The sequence below is a fragment of the Streptomyces sp. DSM 42067 genome (assembly GCF_055792885.1).
Genome location: NZ_CM147706.1, coordinates 7,443,332 through 7,461,327, shown reverse-complemented (window position 1 = coordinate 7,461,327; position 17,996 = coordinate 7,443,332). Strand labels below are relative to the sequence as shown.

The 17,996-nt window shown below is 67.7% G+C and carries 12 protein-coding genes and 5 pseudogenes; 8 read left to right on the top strand and 9 right to left on the bottom strand.

All coding sequences use genetic code 11. The annotated features are described in order from the left end of the window. Window positions 1-53: 53 nt before the first annotated feature. The 4 genes and pseudogenes from ACSMXV_RS33545 to ACSMXV_RS33530 all read right to left on the bottom strand — a co-directional run bounded on the left by ACSMXV_RS33545 (window position 54) and on the right by ACSMXV_RS33530 (window position 4,673). Window positions 54-941 carry a carbohydrate ABC transporter permease gene (locus tag ACSMXV_RS33545; RefSeq protein ID WP_473174878.1) on the bottom strand — a complete coding sequence of 296 codons (888 nt, stop codon included), beginning with the start codon at window positions 939-941 and terminating at the stop codon, window positions 54-56. A 6-nt stretch (window positions 942-947) separates the two neighbouring features. Further along, window positions 948-1,934 (bottom strand): carbohydrate ABC transporter permease, encoded by a 987-nt coding sequence (locus ACSMXV_RS33540; RefSeq protein WP_473174877.1) that lies wholly within the window; start codon window positions 1,932-1,934, stop codon window positions 948-950. Window positions 1,935-1,968: 34 nt separating this feature from the next. Further along, window positions 1,969-3,104 (bottom strand): annotated as a pseudogene (locus ACSMXV_RS33535) (extracellular solute-binding protein). Between the two features lie 561 nt (window positions 3,105-3,665). Next, the gene (locus ACSMXV_RS33530; protein ID WP_473174876.1) at window positions 3,666-4,673 is read right to left on the bottom strand and encodes a LacI family DNA-binding transcriptional regulator; all 1,008 of its coding nucleotides are present in this window, start codon (window positions 4,671-4,673) and stop codon (window positions 3,666-3,668) included. A gap of 558 nt (window positions 4,674-5,231) precedes the next feature. Here ACSMXV_RS33530 and ACSMXV_RS33525 point away from each other — a divergent pair. Then, window positions 5,232-7,793 carry a GH32 C-terminal domain-containing protein gene (locus tag ACSMXV_RS33525; RefSeq protein WP_473174875.1) on the top strand — a complete coding sequence of 854 codons (2,562 nt, stop codon included), beginning with the start codon at window positions 5,232-5,234 and terminating at the stop codon, window positions 7,791-7,793. Window positions 7,794-7,994: 201 nt separating this feature from the next. Continuing rightward, complete coding sequence (locus ACSMXV_RS33520; RefSeq protein ID WP_473174874.1) at window positions 7,995-8,468, top strand: hypothetical protein; 474 nt, start codon at window positions 7,995-7,997, stop codon at window positions 8,466-8,468. Window positions 8,469-8,726: 258 nt separating this feature from the next. Here the strand turns inward: ACSMXV_RS33520 and ACSMXV_RS33515 are convergent. From ACSMXV_RS33515 to ACSMXV_RS33505, 3 genes and pseudogenes are all read right to left on the bottom strand, one after another. Then, a pseudogene (locus ACSMXV_RS33515) lies at window positions 8,727-9,056 on the bottom strand (AIPR family protein); the annotation flags it as partial. After that, window positions 9,010-9,171, bottom strand: coding sequence for a hypothetical protein (locus ACSMXV_RS33510; protein ID WP_473179143.1), 162 nt, complete (start codon window positions 9,169-9,171; stop codon window positions 9,010-9,012). The gene ACSMXV_RS33510 and the pseudogene ACSMXV_RS33515, both read right to left, overlap by 47 nt. 114 nt (window positions 9,172-9,285) lie before the next feature. Next, window positions 9,286-9,518 (bottom strand): annotated as a pseudogene (locus ACSMXV_RS33505) (ATP-binding protein); the annotation flags it as partial. Here ACSMXV_RS33505 and ACSMXV_RS33500 point away from each other — a divergent pair. The 3 genes and pseudogenes from ACSMXV_RS33500 to ACSMXV_RS33490 all read left to right on the top strand — a co-directional run. Further along, a pseudogene (locus tag ACSMXV_RS33500) lies at window positions 9,517-9,735 on the top strand (ATP-binding protein); the annotation flags it as partial. The pseudogenes ACSMXV_RS33505 and ACSMXV_RS33500 sit on opposite strands and share 2 nt — an antisense overlap. Before the next feature lie 87 nt (window positions 9,736-9,822). Further along, entirely contained in the window at window positions 9,823-10,200 is a 378-nt protein-coding gene (locus tag ACSMXV_RS33495) for a nuclear transport factor 2 family protein (RefSeq protein ID WP_473179142.1), read from the top strand. A gap of 457 nt (window positions 10,201-10,657) precedes the next feature. Next, window positions 10,658-11,392: a dienelactone hydrolase family protein gene (locus ACSMXV_RS33490; protein WP_473174873.1), complete on the top strand. Its 735-nt coding sequence runs from the start codon at window positions 10,658-10,660 to the stop codon at window positions 11,390-11,392. Window positions 11,393-12,115: 723 nt separating this feature from the next. Here ACSMXV_RS33490 and ACSMXV_RS33485 read toward each other — a convergent pair. Continuing rightward, window positions 12,116-12,759 (bottom strand): annotated as a pseudogene (locus ACSMXV_RS33485) (transposase); the annotation flags it as partial. Between the two features lie 127 nt (window positions 12,760-12,886). On the opposite strand from ACSMXV_RS33485, the gene ACSMXV_RS33480 reads away from it, so the two are divergent. After that, window positions 12,887-13,648, top strand: coding sequence for a Scr1 family TA system antitoxin-like transcriptional regulator (locus ACSMXV_RS33480; protein ID WP_473174872.1), 762 nt, complete (start codon window positions 12,887-12,889; stop codon window positions 13,646-13,648). A gap of 166 nt (window positions 13,649-13,814) precedes the next feature. On the opposite strand, the gene ACSMXV_RS33475 is transcribed toward ACSMXV_RS33480, so the two are convergent. Continuing rightward, window positions 13,815-14,864, bottom strand: coding sequence for an Lrp/AsnC family transcriptional regulator (locus ACSMXV_RS33475; protein WP_473174871.1), 1,050 nt, complete (start codon window positions 14,862-14,864; stop codon window positions 13,815-13,817). A gap of 141 nt (window positions 14,865-15,005) precedes the next feature. On the opposite strand from ACSMXV_RS33475, the gene ACSMXV_RS33470 reads away from it, so the two are divergent. Next, window positions 15,006-16,436, top strand: coding sequence for a type III PLP-dependent enzyme domain-containing protein (locus ACSMXV_RS33470; protein ID WP_473174870.1), 1,431 nt, complete (start codon window positions 15,006-15,008; stop codon window positions 16,434-16,436). Window positions 16,437-16,519: 83 nt separating this feature from the next. Then, window positions 16,520-17,956, top strand: a complete 1,437-nt coding sequence (locus ACSMXV_RS33465) for a Na+/H+ antiporter NhaC family protein (RefSeq protein WP_473174869.1) — start codon at window positions 16,520-16,522, stop codon at window positions 17,954-17,956. Window positions 17,957-17,996: the final 40 nt, after the last annotated feature.

The following is a 17,996-nucleotide window of genomic DNA, read 5'->3' as shown; positions in this document are numbered from 1 at the left end:
GTGATGAGTCGTACGGGTCAGAGAGTTGATTGCCGACGGCGGGCGTCGGAGTGTCACTTCAGGCCGGTCGTGGCGATTCCGGCCACGAACTGGCGCTGGAAGAGGAGGAAGACGATCATCACCGGCAGCAGGACGACCACGGCACCGGCGAGCAGGATGCCGAAGCGGGTGAAGGACTGTCCGCTGCTGGCCAGGGCGAGGCCGACGGGGAGGGTGTACTGGCTCTCGTTCTGGGCCACGACCAGGGGCCACAGGAAGTTGTTCCAGGAGCCGAGGAAGGTGATGATCCCCAGGGTGGCGAGGGCCGGCTTGGTCAGCGGCAGGATGATCTTCGCGAAGATGGCCAGTTCGCGGCAGCCGTCGACGCGGGCGGCGTCGATGAGTTCGTCGGGCAGGGTGGAGATGAACTGCCGCATCAGGAACACCCCGAAGGGGCCGGCCAGGAACGGCAGGATCAGCCCGAGCATGGAGCCGGTCAGCTGCATGTTGGACACCAGCACGTACAGGGGGACGAAGGTGACAAGGCCGGGGATCATGAGCGTCCCCATGACCAACAGGAAGACGGCGCGCTGTCCGCGGAACTCCAGCTTGGCCAGGGCGTATCCGAGCATCGAGCAGAAGATCAGGTTGCCCGCGGTGACGGCCAGGGCCACGATCACGGAGTTGGCGAACATGCTCGTGAAGTCGAGCGTGCTGAACAGCTCACCGTAGTTGGCGGTCGTGGGCGCCGTGGGTATCAGGACGGGCGGGACCCTGCGGATATCGGCCTCGGGTTTGAAGGAGCCGGACAGCATCCACAGAAACGGCGCGATCATCAGCAGCAGGGCGCCGGCGAGCGGCAGATACAGCCAGGGCTGGCCCCAGGTCTGGCGGATGCGGCGGCGCCGCAGGACGCGATCCGTGCCCGGCCGTGCCGTTGGGAGAGTGGAGAGGGTGCTCATGGGTCGTCAGTCCTTGTCTCGCAGCATCCGGAACTGCAGCACGGTCAGCGCCACGATGAGGACGAAGATGACGTAGCTGGCGGCCGACGCCATCTCGTAATTGCCGTTGCCGAACTGGTTGTAGGCGTACAACGTGGCCGACAGGGTGGAGTCCAGCGGACCGCCACCGGTCATCACGAACGGTTCGTCGAAGAACTGCAGGTAGCCGATGCCGGTGGTGACGGCGGTCAGCAGCAGGGCGGGACGCAGGAGCGGGAACGTGACGCTCCAGAAGCGCTGCCAGGGCCCGGCCCCGTCGAGTTCGGCCGCCTCCATCAGGGACTGGGGGACGGACTGCAGACCCGCCAGCATGATGATCATGACGGTGCCGAGGTTGCGCCACACGGCCATCACGATCATGACGGGAAGAGCGAAGCGGGTGTCCGCCAGCCAGGCCGGGCCGTCGATCCCGAACCAGCCCAGGACGAGGTTCACCAGTCCCGCGCGAGGTTCGAGGAGCGTCTTCCACACCACGGCGACGGCCACGATGCTGGTGATCACCGGCAGGTAGAAGCCGACCCGGAAGACGGCCCGGAAGCGCCGGATACCGCGGTCGAGGGCGACCGCCACGGCGAGCCCGGCGGCCAGCGTCAGGGGCAGGGCCACCAGGACGAACACGGCCGTGTTGCGCAGGGCCGTGAAGAACTGATCGTCCTGGAAGAGCCGCACGTAGTTGTCGAGGCCGATGAACGACACGTTCAGGGGTGTGCGCAGGTCGGCGCTACTGGTGTCGGTCAGGCTCATCAGCAGCGACCAGACCAACGGCAGCAGCATGAAGGTCGCGAACAGCGCGAGGAAGGGCGCGGCGAGGATCCAGGCGGCCCGGGCCTGCCTGCCGCGCGCCATGCCCCGGGGCGCGAAGTGCCGACGATCGGCACTCCGCTCCGGCCCCGCGGTGCTCTGCTTGCGGGTGTCGCCCCGCCCGGGGAGCGTTTTCGTGGACATGGATGTCATCCGTCCGTACGAGGGGTGCTCATGGCGGTGGCGCTCAGCGGCCGGTGCCGATGCTGGTGGCCTTGGACTGCAGCGTCTTCTGCACCTCGGCGACGGTGGCCTTGCCGAGGGCCAGCTTCTCCAGTTCGGAGTCGATGGCGTCGGCGATCTGCTGCCAGGTGGTGATGGCGGGCGGCGCCTTGCTGACCTTGAGCTGCTCGTCGAACGGCTTCATGTTCTCGTCCGCGCTCAGATTCGCCTCCGACCACGCCTGGGGCGAAGAGGGCAGGCCGCCGGTGGCCTTGACATAGGCCGCGAGGTTGGCGGGCTCGGTCAGGAACCGGGCGAACTTCCATGCCGCGTCGGGGTTCTCGGCCTCCTTGAACACCGCCAGGTCGGTGCCGCCGGCGAACCCGGCGGGCTGCTCGGAGTACGGCACCGGCATGGTCTTCCACTTGCCGTCCAGCTCCGGGGCGTCCTTATGGAAGCTGGCACCGGCCCACGCGGCCTCCTGGTAGGTGGCGATCAGCCCGTCCCGGAAGCCCTGCACGTTGTCCGACCTGTCGGTCGGCGCCATTCCCCCCTTGGGGACGCTTGCCCAGTACTCCAGCGCCTTGGCTACCTCGGGCGTGTCGAAGGTGAACTTCCCGGTCTTGGCGTCGTAGATGTCACCGCCCTGCTGCCAGACCATCGGCACCCAGAAAATCCAGGAGTTGAAGCCCATCACCAGCCCGGTGGCATGGCGCAGCTTGGGGTTCTGCTTCCCGGCGGTGGCCTGGATGGCCTTGAGGTCCTTCAGGTATCCCTCCCGGTCGCCGGCCGGTGCGCCCTTGATACCGGCCTTCTTGGTGAGGTCGGTCCGGTAGTAGACCACCGTGGTGTCGGCGGTGAACGGGACGCCGTAGGAGGTGTCCTTGTACTTGGTGGTGTCCCACTGGCCGGGGTAGAAGTCCGACGACTTGACCGACGTCGGGGTGGCCTGGAAGGCGTTCATGGCGGCCATCTCGGCCATCCAGGTGGTTCCGACCATGGACATGTCCGGTTGTTTCCGCCGGCGACCGCGGTGGTCAGCTTGTCGTGGGCGGCGTCCCACGGAACCGCGGTGATCTTGACGTCGGCGTCCGGGTTCTCCTGCTCGAACTTCTTGGCCAGGTCCTTCAGGGCGGGTTCGATGTCGCCCAGGTTCCACATGACCACCGTCCCCTTGGCCTTGCCCGCGCCGATCTCGGCGGGCGCGTCGTTGCCGGGGCCGGAATCCTCGCTCCGGCCACAGCCGGTGGCCACCAGGGCTGCCGTGACGGTGACGCACAGGGTCTGGACGGTTCTGACAGTGTGACGGGTGGTGATACGCATGCTGCGGCTCCTTGCCGTTGAGCGAAACAGGGGCGCGGGGGGCGGCGAAGGGGGAAAGGGGCGGGCGCCCGGATGGGTCGGCCCACGAGTGGAGACCGTCTGCGGTGCGGCATCGACGGTCAGGCGCGGGGCGGGGCTGGAGCGTCCGCCCCGGAGTGGGTAGCGGCCGGGCGGGGTGTGCCAGGCGCACCGTTCGGTGTCCCGGATCGGGAACGCGCGAGCGGAAAGGTGCATGTGGGCGGTGCCGCGTCAACGCGGGTGCAGCCGCCAGGAGTTGCGAGGAAGGCGAGGCCGAAGAGGTTCGCCGAGGTTTCAAGGAGACAGGGGCGGTGCGTCACTCACCGGCAACACACCGCCCGACTGCGAGGCGCCATCACTTGCGCATCGCGATGAGTCGCGTCAGTTCGAGCTCGGCTCTAACGTCGAGCCACGGGTCACGAGGCTGGTGGGAATGATGCGCGAGGGGGCGGCCTCCGGCGATCTCCGCACGTGGTCGAGCAGCAGACGCGCCGCTGCCTCACCCATTTCCCGCATCGGTTGGCGGATGGTGGTCAGTGCCGGATAGGTGTACGACGCCAGTTCGATGTCATCGAACCCCACCACGGCGACATCCCGCGGAATCTCGAGGCCGGCCACATGCAAGGCCGCGAGCGCGCCGGCCGCTGAGGGGTCGTTGTGTCCGAAGACGGCGTCGAATTCCACGCCGTCCGCGAGAGCTTTCGCGACCGCGCTCCGGCTGCTGTCGAAAAGGAAGTCGCCGCGGATGATGCTGCGTTGGTCGAGCTCGATCCCGGCCTTCGCATAGACGTCGACGAAGCCGCCCAGCCGTTCCTGAGTACAGCCGTACTCCTCGGGACCGGTCACCACCAGTGGGCGACGGCGGCCGATGTCCAGCAGGTGGCGCGCCGCCTGCTCACCGCCCTCCCGGTTGGTGGTGGCCACGTAGGGGAATCCCGGCCGCTGGAAGCGGTCGTCGATCAGCACCACTGGCAGTCCGGCTTCGTGCAGTTCCGTGATGGTTCCCAGGGCCCCCTCGGGCTCTATCACCAGCAGACCGTCGAACGACTTGGCAGCGACCTGCAGGCCCAGCCTGCGCAGTGACTCCTCACCGCGGTTCCAGGTCAGCATGCGCAGTCCGAAGCCCTCGGTCTCCAGCGTTTCGACGACCGCCTGCACTATGCCGGCCCAGGCCCAGGCCATATCAGGGACCAGCATGCCGATCATCTGTGTCGTTCCGCGTGCGAGCCCCACTGCTCCGGCGCTCGGCACATAGCCGAGCTCCGAGATCGCCTTGCGGACCTTCGAGAGGGTGTTCTCGTTGATCTCGCCTTTGCCGTTCAGCACCCGCGAGACCGTCGTCTTGCTGACCCCGGCTCGCGCGGCCACGTCGGCGATAGTGACTCCCATGTCACCTCCCCTCCCTCCCTGTTAGAGGCGGAAGACGTCCTCCCGCACCGAAGGGCTGATCGTACAGAGACCCGTAGAACCGGTACCGGAAGCGGTCCCGGAACCGGTTTCGGTACCGGTTCCGGAAGTGAAGCACCGAGAGACCCGACCGGTCAACACACCGGAAACAACTCGTTCACAGAAATTTCCGGCCTGCGACCGTCCCGCGGTCTCGACGATGTCCCGGAAGCCTGCCGGATCGCCACCCGGGTCGCGCCCTGACCTGCTCGGTTGCCGGCCCCAACCCGCCACGGCAGGACCGGGCGGCGCAGTTCGCGACCGCCGGCGACACCTGGCGGCCTGTCGGTCCGCACCAGAGCAATCGCGCCCAAACCGTTGACGCACCGGCCGGATTGCGCTTCATAATCGGGCACTCGATGTCATCGCTGACATAAGTCAACGATGACACCCCTGGTCGGCCGCGTGGACGTCGGCGCCGGCCCGGGCGTCACTTTTCGGTCCGTCCGCCGCCCTGCCGCAGTCACCGCTGCGCGGATGGCCGCGGGACAAGGAGACACCATGAGCTCTGTACGCGTATCCCGTCATGCCCGCATGCGGGTGATCGCGGCGGTGGCGACCGTCTGCGCCCTCTCCGGGGCCCCGCTCGCCCCCCAGGCCGTCGCCGCCGACACCCCGCCGTACACCGAGACCTACAGACCCCAGTTCCACTTCACGCCGGAGAAGAACTGGATGAACGACCCCAACGGCCTCGTGTACTACCAGGGCGAGTACCACCTCTTCTACCAGTACAACCCGAACGGCAACTCCTGGGGCGACATGTCCTGGGGGCACGCGGTGAGCAAGGACCTCGTGCACTGGGAGGAGTTGCCGCTCGCCTTGTCGCACGACGACGAGGAGATGGTGTTCTCCGGCAGCGCGGTCGTCGACTGGAACAACACCACCGGGTTCGGCACGAAGAAGAACCCGCCCATGGTGGCGATCTACACCAGCGCCTACAAGAACGGCGGCAAGCAGGCCCAGTCGCTCGCCTACAGCACCGACCGCGGCCGCACCTGGGCCAAGTACCAGGGCAATCCCGTCATCGACATCGGGTCCAACAACTTCCGCGATCCCAAGGTCCAGTGGTACGAGCCGACCAAGAGCTGGCTGATGACGGTCTCGCTGTCCGCCGAGCACAAGGTGCAGTTCTACTCGTCCAAGAACCTCAAGGACTGGAAGCTGCAAAGCGAGTTCGGACCGGAGGGCGCGACGGGCGGCGTGTGGGAGTGCCCCGACCTGTTCCCCCTCGCGGTCGACGGGGACAAGAACAACATCAAGTGGGTCCTGGTCGTCAACATCAACCCCGGAGGCATCGCGGGCGGTTCGGGCTCGCAGTACTTCATCGGCGACTTCGACGGCAAGCAGTTCACCGCCGAGGACAAGGGCACCTACACCCCGCCCACCGGCACGGTGATGCAGGACTTCGAGGGCACCGACTTCGGTACGTGGAAAACCACCGGCACCGCGTTCGGCCAGGGACCGGCAACCGGGGCGGTGGACTGGCAGGGAGCCGTCACCGGCTTCGAAGGCAAGGGCCTCGCCAACAGCTTCCACGGCGGTGACGGCACCACCGGCACCCTCACCTCCCCCTCCTTCACCGTCGACAGCCCCTACCTGAACTTCAAGATCGGTGGCGGGCGGCATCCGCACGAGGCCGGAACCGTCATGGACAGGACTCCGCCCGAGGGCACGGTCCTCGCCGACTTCGAAGGCGGAACCTACGGCGACTGGACGGCGACCGGGGACGCCTTCGGCACCGCACCGGCCGCTGGCACCCTCCCCGACCAGGGACAGGTCTCCGGCTTCCTGGGAGACGGGCTGGCCAACACATTCCTGAACGGCGACTCCACCACCGGCTCCCTCACCTCACCCGAATTCACCATCGACAAGAAGCACATCAACTTCCTCATCGGCGGCGGCAACCACCCGGCCGACTCCGACAACCCCACCGCCGTCGACCTCCTCGTGGACGGCCAAGTCGTCCGCAGCGCCACCGGAAGGGACGCCGAAGCGCTCAACTGGGCCTCCTGGGACGTCAGCGACCTCGCCGGCAAGAAGGCGCAGATCAAGATCGTCGACAACAACAGCGGCGGCTGGGGCCACCTCAACGTCGACCACATCGTGATGTCCGATACCAAGGCCACGCCCGTCTCCCAGGAGACGTCCGTCAACCTGATCGTCGACGGCAAGGTCGTCCGCAGCGCGACCGGCGCCGACAGCGAGACCCTGGACTGGGCCTCCTTCGACCTGCGCCCGTACGTCGGCAGGAAGGCGCAGATCCAGGTCGTCGACATGAACACCGCCGGCTGGGGCCACGTCCTCGCCGACGAGTTCACCGCCGCCGACAAACCCGCCAAGTCCGTCGTGCAGCGCGCCGACTGGACCGACTACGGCAAGGACTACTACGCGGCGGTGTCCTGGGAGAACGCCCCCGGCGGCAAGCGGTACATGATCGGCTGGATGAACAACTGGGACTACGGCCAGTCCGTCCCCACCTCCCCCTGGCGCAGCGCGCAGAGCGTTCCGAGGGAGATGGCCCTGCGCACCGTCGACGGCCGAATCCGGCTGACCAGCAAGCCGGTGGGCAGCCTGGAGTCCCTCCGGGAGAAGCGCCCGGCGACGGCGTCCGACGTCACCGTCAAGAGCACCTCCAAGCCTCTGATCGGTCCCGCGGCCAAGGGCAAGGCGCTCGACATCGAGGCGACCTTCTCCCTCAGGGACGCCGACCGCTTCGGCCTGAAGGTGCGCACGGGGCCCGGAGGCGAGGGGACGGTCATCGGCTACGACACCACGACAAAGGAGCTGTACGTCGACCGCACCCGCTCCGGAGCCGTGGACTTCCACAACGCCTTCTCCACCGGCGTCCAGACGGCACCACTGAAGGCCAGGAACGGCAAGGTCAAGCTGCGGATCCTGGTCGACTGGTCGTCCGTCGAGGTCTTCGGAGGCAACGGCGAGGCAGTGATCACAGACCAGATCTTCCCCGACCCCTCCAGCACCGGCGTCGAGGTCTTCGCCGAAGGCGGCACCGCCACCCTCAGCCACCTGCAGGCGTGGCAGCTGAGGTCCATCTGGCAGTGACGAGTCCCGGATCCGTGCGCCGGTCGGCCCGGAGCGGCTGCCGGCGCGCGGCTCTCGGCGAGGCAGGTGCCAAGGAAGCGGCGTGAAAGTAATCCCCGCGGAGCCGGTGCCCCCTGCCACCACCAGACCTGGCCCGCACTGGTAGTACCGGCCTGTGTGTCTTCCCCCTCTGCAGGACGGCCGAGGGGGGACCAGTCGCCGATGCGCATTGCCGTGAGGGAGCGTTCCACTGTGACGCATGCTGACGAGGAAGAAGTCCTGGCCCGCATCGCCAAGGGCTCGGCTGCGGCCCCAGAACTCAGCCTGGGCGGCATGGAACTGGGCCCAACGCTGGGCGCGTTCGCGATCGGCTTCCGCGGCCTCGGCGAAGACGTCCAGAGTGCGGTGGACAGCCTTGTGCAGGTCATCCCCCCGGCGGAGAAGGAGGCCACCGCGGCGGATCTGCTGCCGCCCCTCATCAGCCGTCGGCACGACCGGTGGCATCGCCGGAACGCTCAGCCTTCGATGTGGAAACGGCTCTGGGACACGACGGCTTGGCGGATCTTGGTGGTGAAGTCGGAGGTCCGGGCGATCCGGTCCACACCGCCGGCCTTGTTGCGGCGCAGGACGCTCTTGAAGCTCTGTGAGATGGCCGAGGTCGATGTTGAGAAGGTCCCGCGGCGAAGGCTGCCGTAGCCGTGTGAGGGCGTAGGCAGACATTGCCGCCAGCGGGTAGAGCCAGTTCTCAAGCGAATAACCCAGCAAAGGCCGGTCTTCGGCATAGTGGGTGAGGAATGCGCGCAGCCTGGTGTGCACATCCAGACACAGACGGTAGATGTCCAGATCGTGCCGTGGGGAGAAGATCTGGGCATAGTGCTGATCGTCGAGCAGCAGCGCGTCGGAGTGCCGCAGTGCGGTATGCGGTTCGCGCAGCACGAAGGCGGTGAACTCGCGGGCAAGCCTAGCCGTGCTGACGACCCGATCGAGGGGAAACCCCAGATTGCGGTAGTAGCTGGCTCGGCGCTCGTAGTAGTAGCCGCCCGCGTGACCGAGGCTCTCCTCAATGTCCTTCTGGATGGACTCGGCGGCTCGCAACGCGCCGGCAGGCAACTGCGTCTGGCTGTTGGTCGCCCGGATAATGCGGTCGCGAGCCGTGCCGGACTCAGGCGCGACCACAGTCTTAACGAGGAGGGACCGGTCGCGGTGCTGACCACCGCTCTGAAAGTAGCTATAAATCTCATGGCTGGTCTGTAGCCCGTTGACGATCTGAGGCTCCCTGACCACGATCTTCTTGCCGGCGATCTGGGGCAGCGTCCGCGACTACGGTGACACCGTTGTTGAACCACCAGAAGTCCTCGCCAGTCCCGGACCTCAGGGTCTCACCGATGGCATTGTCCACGACCGTGGATCCCGCATAGTCGCGCACATTGGACTCGAACAGCTCCAACCGCAAAGCCTCGTTGTCGGACGTGATGAAGCGGTAGTACTCGTCCAGCCGCGCCAAACACACGTACCCCTTTCCGGAGGTGGCCTCGGTGAGCCGGAACGAATCACCCTGCGTGACGACGACATGGGCATGGTGGAGGAGCCGGTCGACGGTCGCGGTGGCCAGAGTCTTGGGCATGATCTCGTCGAAGCCGGACGGATGAAGGTTCGAGCTCACCGCCATCGCGCGCCGTTCGTAGGCGGATCGACCAGGCGGAAGAAACCCTCGGCGGCATCCACGGACACCGGCAGCAGGCCGATCCTCTTCCAGGTCCTGACCGAGCGCGAGGAGAAGAACAGCGTCGCCATCGCCTCCAACGAGTCCTTCGGCTGGACGAAGACGTTCACCGATCCTCGGCTATGCGCTGCCATCGTCGACCGCCTCACCTTCAACAGCACGATCATCGAGACCGGCACCGACTCCTACCGCCTTGCCAGCACCCGCGCACGAACCGAGGAACCGGCCAAGGCCGGCTGACCGCCACAGGCTGGCCTCCCGGAACCCGATGACGTTGCCGTTGCAAACACCGGAGCCACCGTCAGTGGTGCCGTGCAGGATGTGGTCATGGAACCTTCAAAGACTATTCAGATGCTCTGGGACCGTATGCAGGCCCGGAACTGGGCAGGCGTCGGCGAGCTGTTGGCGGACGATGTAGTTGTGGAATGGCCGGTCAGCGGTGAACGCATCTGCGGCCGGGAGAACTACGTACGCATCAATGCGGAGTATCCGGAGGGATGGTCGATCAAGGTCCTCCGCATCCTGCCGTCCGGGAATGAAGTCGTTTCCGAGGTTGAGGTTCCTCACGACACGATGGGCATCCACCGTGTGGCGTCCTTCTGGACTGTCCACAACGGCCTGGTCACCAGCGGCCGCGAATACTGGACGGAGCTAGGAGCGGACCCCTCTCCGGCATGGCGGGCTCCATACGTCGAGCGCATCTAAGGCCCTTCAACTCGTGGCCCGCTGCCCTCACGGGCGGCGGGCCGCCTGCATCCGCATGTCGGAGTGCCTTCATTTTCCGTGAACACTCAGCCACCCCAAGATCGGCAACTGCTGACAGAACCTGTCCGTTCTCATCCAATCGAGGCGTTCACTCAGCGAACCCGCCTCCCCTTGACAGCCCCGGGTTCAGGATCCGAGGGTTGGCCGACATCGTTCTCGTGAACCGCACTGTGGGCTGGGGTGCTGGCGTCGGTTTTTGCCCGGTGGGCTACGCTGTGCGGCCATGAATACCGGGACGGCATTGCGCCACACACGGATTGGTGACCCGGTGCTCTTCTGAGCGCCGTACGGGCCGGTGCGGGCCCGCTGTTTGATCGAGGACCTTGCGCTTCTGCGCGGGCTCCGCCTCCGTCGTGTTGATCACAGGCTCGACACATCAACCACGACGGGAGAATTCATGCCCACCAAGACGCTGCAGATTCCCACCACGGACGGCCAGGCCGACGCCTTCGCCGCCTTCCCCGACCACGGCGAGCGGCACCCAGGGGTGCTGATGTACGCGGACGGCTTCGGCATCCGGCCCGTGCTGCGGAAGATGGCCCGCGAACTAGCCGGGCACGGGTACTACGTGCTCGTCCCCAACCTCTTCTACCGGCACGGCCCGGCACCGGTGATCGAACTTCCCGAGCACATCGGAGAAGAGGTCCGGCCCGCGCTCATGGCCCAGCTGATGCCGTTGATCGAGGCGCACACCGCCGAACGTGTCCTGAGCGACGCCGACGCCTACCTCAGGTTCCTCACCGCCCAGCCCGAGGTCGGCGCCGGACCGGTCGCGGTGACCGGCTACTGCATAGGCGGCCTCCTGGCGATGCGCACCGCCGCGGCCCACCCCGGCCAAGTGGCCGCCGTCGCCGCATTCCACGGCCCCGTGGGCGCGGACGGGCCCGACGCTCTCGCCAAGATCACCGCCCAGGTCCACTTCAGCCACGCCGAAAGCGACCTGACGCCCGAGGCCCTCGGCGAGCTCAACCGGGCCCTGGACGCCGCCGGTGTCGGCTACACCTCCGAGATCTACCCCGGCACCATCCACGGGTTCACCATGTCCGACACCGACGCCTTCGACCCCGCCGGACTGCAGCGCCACTGGGACCGCCTGCTCCCCCTCCTCGACCGCACCCTGGCCAACAGCTGAGGCTCCGGCTCGGAAACCAAACCTGAAGTACCCGGCTGCGACCAGCAGACGGCTCGGCAGGCCGACTTCGTCCAGAGATTTCGGCTGGCGCGGCGGAATTGCTCGCCGTCGTCGCCGGGGCGTCCCCGGCGACCGGGGCATCCCAGGCCGTGACGGCTGTCTCAGCCAATTCAGTCCACCCAGGTCAGTGGCATCTGCGGCACCTAACTTCGCTGAGAAGCCTTCCGCTTACAGCTCGGCAGGCTTGATCAGTAGAACAAGGTTCCTGTTCGGGTGATCTGGCGGTGGTCGGGGCATAACAGCAGGGCCTCCTGGTAGCTCGGGGTTGCGATCCCCACCGAGCAGCACCAGGAGGCCCTGTGTCGCAGTCTTTCGTGCTCGCGTCCGTGGAGTCCAACGCGCCGTCTCCGTCGTGTGACTGTCTCGCGCACAGGTTCGGCAACGCGGCGGACGGGCCGGATCACCGGCGGGACCTCTTCGTGTCACCGGCGAGTCACCAACCCCATAGACGCCCTCCCACCCAACGGTCCCGAACTGGACATACGCGTCCGTATTGGACTGGCTGGACGCCCTAAGACGGTTTTGCCTACGTGTGCCATGTGGTACCCAGTGAGGGACCCAATATCAGGACAGGAGCGTCTTCTGGCCCGTCAAAGCGGTATTGCAGGGTGTTCGCTGGTGTCTCACTCACCCGCCTGAGCCTCTCATCTGTCACGACAGCCCCTATAAGCGGGGTCCTGGCTGCAGCTGTTTGACCAGGTGGAAGACCTCCCGAGCAGCGTAGCGCTTGAGGCAACGGACGATTTCGCGCCGGGTCTTGCCCTCTTTGATCCGGCGCTCGTAGTAGTCCTGAGTGCGCGGTCGACCCGTAGACGGGTGAACACGATGCGATGGAGCGCGGCATTGGCCTGACGATCGCCACCACGGTTGAGACGACGGTACTGCCGGCGTCCCGAGGAACGCTCGACAGGACTGGCCCCGCACAGCGCGGCGAACGACGCCTCAGTGTCCAGACGTTCCGGGTTGTCCCCCACCGTGATCAGCAGAGCGACGGCCGTGTCCGGACCGATACCCACCACAGCGAGTAGCTGTGGCGCGTGGCGTTCCACGAGCCGTGCCAGGCGGCCTTCCAAGTCCCGGATCTGCTCGGTGAGCTGTCCGACGCGCTGGGCCAGTTCTTCCCGCAGGTTCGGGTCGGCACTGACGAGGACAGCCTTGAGCTGGTAGATCGCCTGGGTGCGCGCCTTGACCGCCGACCCCTTGGCGAGCTTGTACATCCGAGCGATCTCCACCGGTCCATCGCCCGACTTGGCCTGGGCACGCGCCCGCCCGCTCAGCACCGACCGGGCCGCGCTCTGGGCATCGAGTTAACGGCTCTGGGACACGACGGCTTGGCGGATCTTGGTGGTGAAGTCGGGGGTACGGGCGATCGGTATCGCCGCCCACAGGGTGCATCGCAGGCAGCCGCTCCCCTCTCGCGTCCCGGCGATCAGCTTGTACACGTACGAGTGCCGGTTGGTGCCGGGGCTGTTGCAGACGGAGGCGTATGCGCGGACGCTTTTCGAGAACCAACTGCCGCCGCTGGGCGATGATCTGGTCGAGGCCCAGTGGACAGCGCGCGCCGAACGGCAGCGGTTGCTATGGGATCGGCCGAACACCGCGTACAGCTTCATCTTGGAGGAGCACCTGTTCCTGCGCCGCACGGGTGGGGTGGAGGTCACAGGGGGCTCATCGACCATGTTCTCGAAGTCGCACAGCAGCGGAACGTCGAGATTCAGGTCATGCCGCTGGTCAGGGAGACACATGCCGGACTGGCAGGCCCAATGCAGTTGCTGGAAACCGCTGGGCACCAATGGTTTCGCCTACAACGAGGCACAGCGCGGCGGCCTGTTCATCTCCGACGCGAAAGAGCTAAGCGTGCTCCAGATTGCGGTATGCCAGGATGCGCTCACAGGCTCTTCCCCTCGACGACTCCGTGAGCCTGTTGCAGCGGATGCGAGGAGCGCTATGAGCACCGACGAACTGTCCTGGTTCAAGAGCAGCTACAGCAGCAGCGGCGACGGCGACTGCGTAGAAGCCGCCCCCTCCCCCACCACCATCCACGTCCGCGACTCCAAGAACAAGCAGGGCCCCAAGCTCGCCCTCTCCCCCCACCGCGTGGACCCACTTCGTCGAGCTGGCGAAGAAGACGAACGCATGGAGGTTGACCGCTGTACTCTGCCCTGCAGATGGAGGGGTACTGGCAGGGCCGCTTGAGCGGCCGCGTCGGCCTGCTGACCTACTTCATCGACCGTGGCCGGGCTCCCGATTCGACCCGCTTCCGGCTCGCGACAACCAGCGTGTGGGAGGCGGTCACGCAGTGGCTCCGAGAGACCCACTGCATCGATCCCACCAGCGGGTGCCCCTGCCGGAAGGACGTTGGTCACGACGTCGGTGGCGGGGGTGGTCCAACGTGCCCCAAGACCTCCATGTTCGGTGCCACATGCCCGACGCTGCGTCCCTCGCTGCCCAGCAGCCGCCCCATCTGTTTGATGGTGTGCAGGCAGGCGGCCCGGTCCACGACGGTGAGATGGCGGGAGCGTTCGCTGATCGCCGCCTCCAGCCGCGGCAGGTCGCCGAGCGACCGCAGCCAGGCCATGAGCATCAGATTCCGCTGTCCCGCCAGACCGCAGCACAGTCGGACGTCCGGCAGTGCGGCCAGTGCACGTGCCGTGGGATCCAGGTGCTCCGGCGGCACGCTCGCCCAGAGCACGGCGGTGTACGGCCACCCTGAGATGGACTGCGCCATCTCGCAGCGCAGTCGCAGCAGCCGGTTCGCCAGCAGGCGCTTCACGCGGCGGCGCGCAGTGGGCTCGCTGATCCCGGCGCGGTCGGCGAGCAAGGAGTACGGCATGCGGCCGTCCTCGTGCAGCAGCTGGTACAGCTCCTGGTCGGTGCCGTCCACTCGCACGGCGCCCGCGGTTGCGGGCCGGGTGTCGGCCGACTCCAGCGCACGCTGCTGTGAGGGTTCGAGGCTGCGCAGCCGCCACCGACTCGGCTCGCTGTAGCCGACGGTCCGCATTTCCGCACGGTACGCCCGGACGCCGGGCAGCCGGCCGACGGTGTGGCGCAGGTAGGCGGACATCTCCGCGGGTGTCCGCAGCGCGATCGTGACCAGCAGCCCGTACGGCCCGGTGATGTGGTGGACGTAGCGGACCGGGTGTTCGGCGCTCAGCGCCTTGGCGACGTCATCCAGTTGGGCTGGTGCGCACTCGATCTCGGCGTAGGCCATGCAGAACTCGTTGTGCAGCGCCGGGCCGACCACGCAGGTCACCCACGCCAGTCCGGTATCGCTCAGCCGCTCCCAGCGGCGCGAGACCGTCACCGGGTCGAGTTCGAGGGCGCGTCCGAGTTGGGCCCAGGATGCGCGCGGGGTGACCTGGAGCGCGTTGATCAGCGCCAGGTCCTTTTCATCGACGGAATCCTGCGGCATGCCTCTCTCTACCACGTGCTTGCTCGACAGATGAACCCAGCTCAGCTGGCAGACATGACGGTTTGCTGCGTATCGGCGGCGTATCCGCGAGGCTCGCCAATTCTGGTGGCCACACACTTCGAAGGAGGTCGCGGATCGCCCATGGATGCGAACGCCGAGGAGAACAGGGAGAGCAGGAAGCGAGGGGAGGGACGCGTCAGCAGCAGGTACGCGCCCGGACGGCACGGCACTGCCGGCCTTGGGCCTCGGGACCGGGTCGTCCGCGAGGCGGTCCGGTCCGGACTGGTCGGCTCCGAACACCTGGTGGCCGGTTTCGTCGACACCGACGGTGTCCGGGCATCCGTGCGCGACCTGCGCGAAACATTCGGCCACGCCCCGGTGCTGCACACCTTCGCCGCCAAGGCCGCCTCCCTCGTCCCCGTCCTGCGGCTGCTCGCCGACTGCGGCATGGGCTGCGAGGTCGCCAGCCCCGGCGAACTGCGCCTCGCGCTCGCCGCCGGATTCGCGCCATCCGTGATCGTCCTGGACTCGCCTGCCAAGACCCGTGAGGAGATCCATCAGGCGCTCGCCCTCGGTGTCGCACTCAACGCCGACAACCTCGATGAACTGCGGCGTATCCACGCCCTGCGTCCCGCAGACTCCGCGTCCGTCGTCGGTCTGCGCGTCAACCCGCAGGTCGGCACCGGCTCCATCGGTGCGATGAGTACCGCCACCGCCACTTCCAAGTTCGGGGTCGCACTGCGCGACCATGGCGCCCGCGAGAGCGTGGTACGGGCCTTCGCCGAGCGCCCGTGGCTGACCCGGTTGCATGCCCATGTCGGCTCCCAGGGCTGCCCGCTCGACCTCATCGCCGGGGGCATCAAGGAGACATACGACCTCGCCGAGGAGATCAACCGCACCCTCGGGGTCCAGCAGATCACCAGTCTCGACATCGGCGGCGGACTGCCGGTCAACTTCGCCGACGACACCGTCCGTCCCACCTACGCCGACTACGTCGGGGCCCTGCGCGCTGCCGTGCCCGGTCTGTTCGACGGGCGGTACGCGCTGGTCACCGAGTTCGGCCGGTCCCTGCTGGCCAAGAACGGTTTCATCGCCGCACGCGTGGAGTACGTCAAGGACGCGGGCGGCCGCCGCATCGCCATCACCCACGCCGGTGCGCAGATCGCCACCCGCACCGTCTTCATGCCGGACGCCTGGCCGCTGCGGGTGAGCGCGTTCGACGCCGACGGCCGTCCCAAGCACGGCCGGCCGCTCGTGCAGGACATCGCGGGGCCGTGCTGCTTCGCGGGGGACGTTGTGGCCCACGCCCGCGAACTGCCCGAACTGCGCCCGGACGACCTCGTGGTGCTGCACGACACGGGTGCGTACTACTTCTCCACGCCCTGGGCGTACAACAGTCTGCCCCGGCCTGCCGTGCACGGCTTCACCGTCACCGACGACGGCACGGTGCACTTCGCGACGGTACGGGGCGCCCAGTCCCTGGACGAGGTCGTCGCGGAGAGCGGCCTGGCTCACCGGGACGCGCTGCTCGGCCTGCCCGCGCCCGCAGTCCCCGCCCGGGCCCTGCACTGACCCTCTGGTTCTCTTCTCCGAACGACGCCCTCACGCCTTGCCGTACCCCTGCACGTTCCCCGCCCCCGCAGCAGAGGTCATCCATGACACAGACACCCACCACCGCGGACGCCGGGACCGCCCCCCTGGCCCGCCGCCCGCACCTGCGAGGCCGGCTCCACCTCGCCGCCTCACTCGCCGCTCTCGTCCTCAGCCTCGTCGTCGGCTTGAGTGTCACCGCCCCCAGCATCTGGGGCCTCCTGCCCATCGTCCTGTACGCACTGCTCGCGCTGACCGGCATGAACCTGGTCTTGGCCACCGGCGTCGCCCTGTTCTCCGCTGTCCTGGTCGCCTTGCCATCCCCCGGCACCGGTCTGCGCTTGCTCGGCACGGCGACCGTCGACCCCGTCACCCTGATCGGCCTGATCATCGTCCTCGGCTCCGGCGTCGGCGAGGTCCTGCGGGTCACCGGTGTCGCGGACGCCATCGTCCGAGGCATCCTGCGCGCCGTCGGCGACCGCGGCCGCATCGCCGTCATGTACGGCATGATGGCCGCCTGCCTCGTCCTCGTCGCCAGCCTCGGCACCCTTGCCGGAGCCCTCGCGATCGCCGCGCCTCTGCTCGTACCGGTCGCCGCACGTTCCGGCTTCACCCGCTCCGCGACCGCAGTGGTCATGTTCCTCGGCGGCTGCACCGGTCTGGCGCTCGCGCCCTTCGCCGGATCCAACATCGCCATCCTCGAGGCCGCCGACACGGGCTACCTCACCTATCTCACTGTCGGCGCGGGCCCGTTGGCGGTGCTCTCCCTGCTGCTCGCCGCGGTCATCGTGCCCTGGGTGCAGCGCCGCAGCGCCGCCCTCGGCGACTTCTACACGCCGCAGGAGGGCGCCGAGGAGGCCGCCGGAGCGCCTGCGGCGACCCCCCGCAGCCGCCACGCCACCCTCGCCTTCGCCGTCACGCTCGCCGCGGCCGTGGTGTACGCCACCGTCACGCAGGCCGGCGCCACGTTCCCGCTGATCGCCCTGCCGCTGCTCGCGGTCGTCACCGGCCTGGTCGGCGGACCGAACCCGTGGCGCACTCTGCGGGCCGTGGCGACGGGGGCGCGCCGACTGCTGCCCATGCTGCTGCTGTTCTGGATGCTCGCGGCGCTCTTCGCCTTCATCGACTCACTGCACCCGTACGACGTGGTGATGGATCAGTTCGGCCCGGGGCTGCGGGAGATGTCCCCGCTGCCGTTCGCGCTCGCCGTCGCCTCGCTCGGCTGGGTCGGTGTCCCCGGCGCCACCGCCGCCCAGGTCGTCCTGCTCAGCGAGGTCTTCGGACCACTGGGGAACAGCCTCGGGATCGGTTCGGCCGCCTGGGTGGTCATTCTGCTGTGGGCCTCGAAGGCCGACACCTACGGACCGCTGCCGAACGCCAACATGGTCGGTCCCATGGGGCTTGCGCGCGCCACCCGGCTGCCTTACTTGCTGGGCGCCGGATGGGCGGTGCTCATCCCCGCATGCGCCCTCTACGCCGTGCTGCTCGCCGTACTGCTGTGAGACGCACCGGCCCGTCCGCCGCACACGCCCCGCCCCGCCC

Coding starts and splice junctions, on each gene's coding strand:
- ACSMXV_RS33465 (WP_473174869.1), top strand. CDS start 16,520: ATGACACAGACACCCACCACCGCGGACGCCGGGACCGCCCCCCTGGCC.
- ACSMXV_RS33520 (WP_473174874.1), top strand. CDS start 7,995: ATGCGCATTGCCGTGAGGGAGCGTTCCACTGTGACGCATGCTGACGAG.
- ACSMXV_RS33540 (WP_473174877.1), bottom strand. CDS start 1,934: ATGACATCCATGTCCACGAAAACGCTCCCCGGGCGGGGCGACACCCGC.
- ACSMXV_RS33475 (WP_473174871.1), bottom strand. CDS start 14,864: ATGCCGCAGGATTCCGTCGATGAAAAGGACCTGGCGCTGATCAACGCG.
- ACSMXV_RS33495 (WP_473179142.1), top strand. CDS start 9,823: ATGGAACCTTCAAAGACTATTCAGATGCTCTGGGACCGTATGCAGGCC.
- ACSMXV_RS33530 (WP_473174876.1), bottom strand. CDS start 4,673: ATGGGAGTCACTATCGCCGACGTGGCCGCGCGAGCCGGGGTCAGCAAG.
- ACSMXV_RS33490 (WP_473174873.1), top strand. CDS start 10,658: ATGCCCACCAAGACGCTGCAGATTCCCACCACGGACGGCCAGGCCGAC.
- ACSMXV_RS33525 (WP_473174875.1), top strand. CDS start 5,232: ATGAGCTCTGTACGCGTATCCCGTCATGCCCGCATGCGGGTGATCGCG.
- ACSMXV_RS33470 (WP_473174870.1), top strand. CDS start 15,006: ATGGATGCGAACGCCGAGGAGAACAGGGAGAGCAGGAAGCGAGGGGAG.
- ACSMXV_RS33545 (WP_473174878.1), bottom strand. CDS start 941: ATGAGCACCCTCTCCACTCTCCCAACGGCACGGCCGGGCACGGATCGC.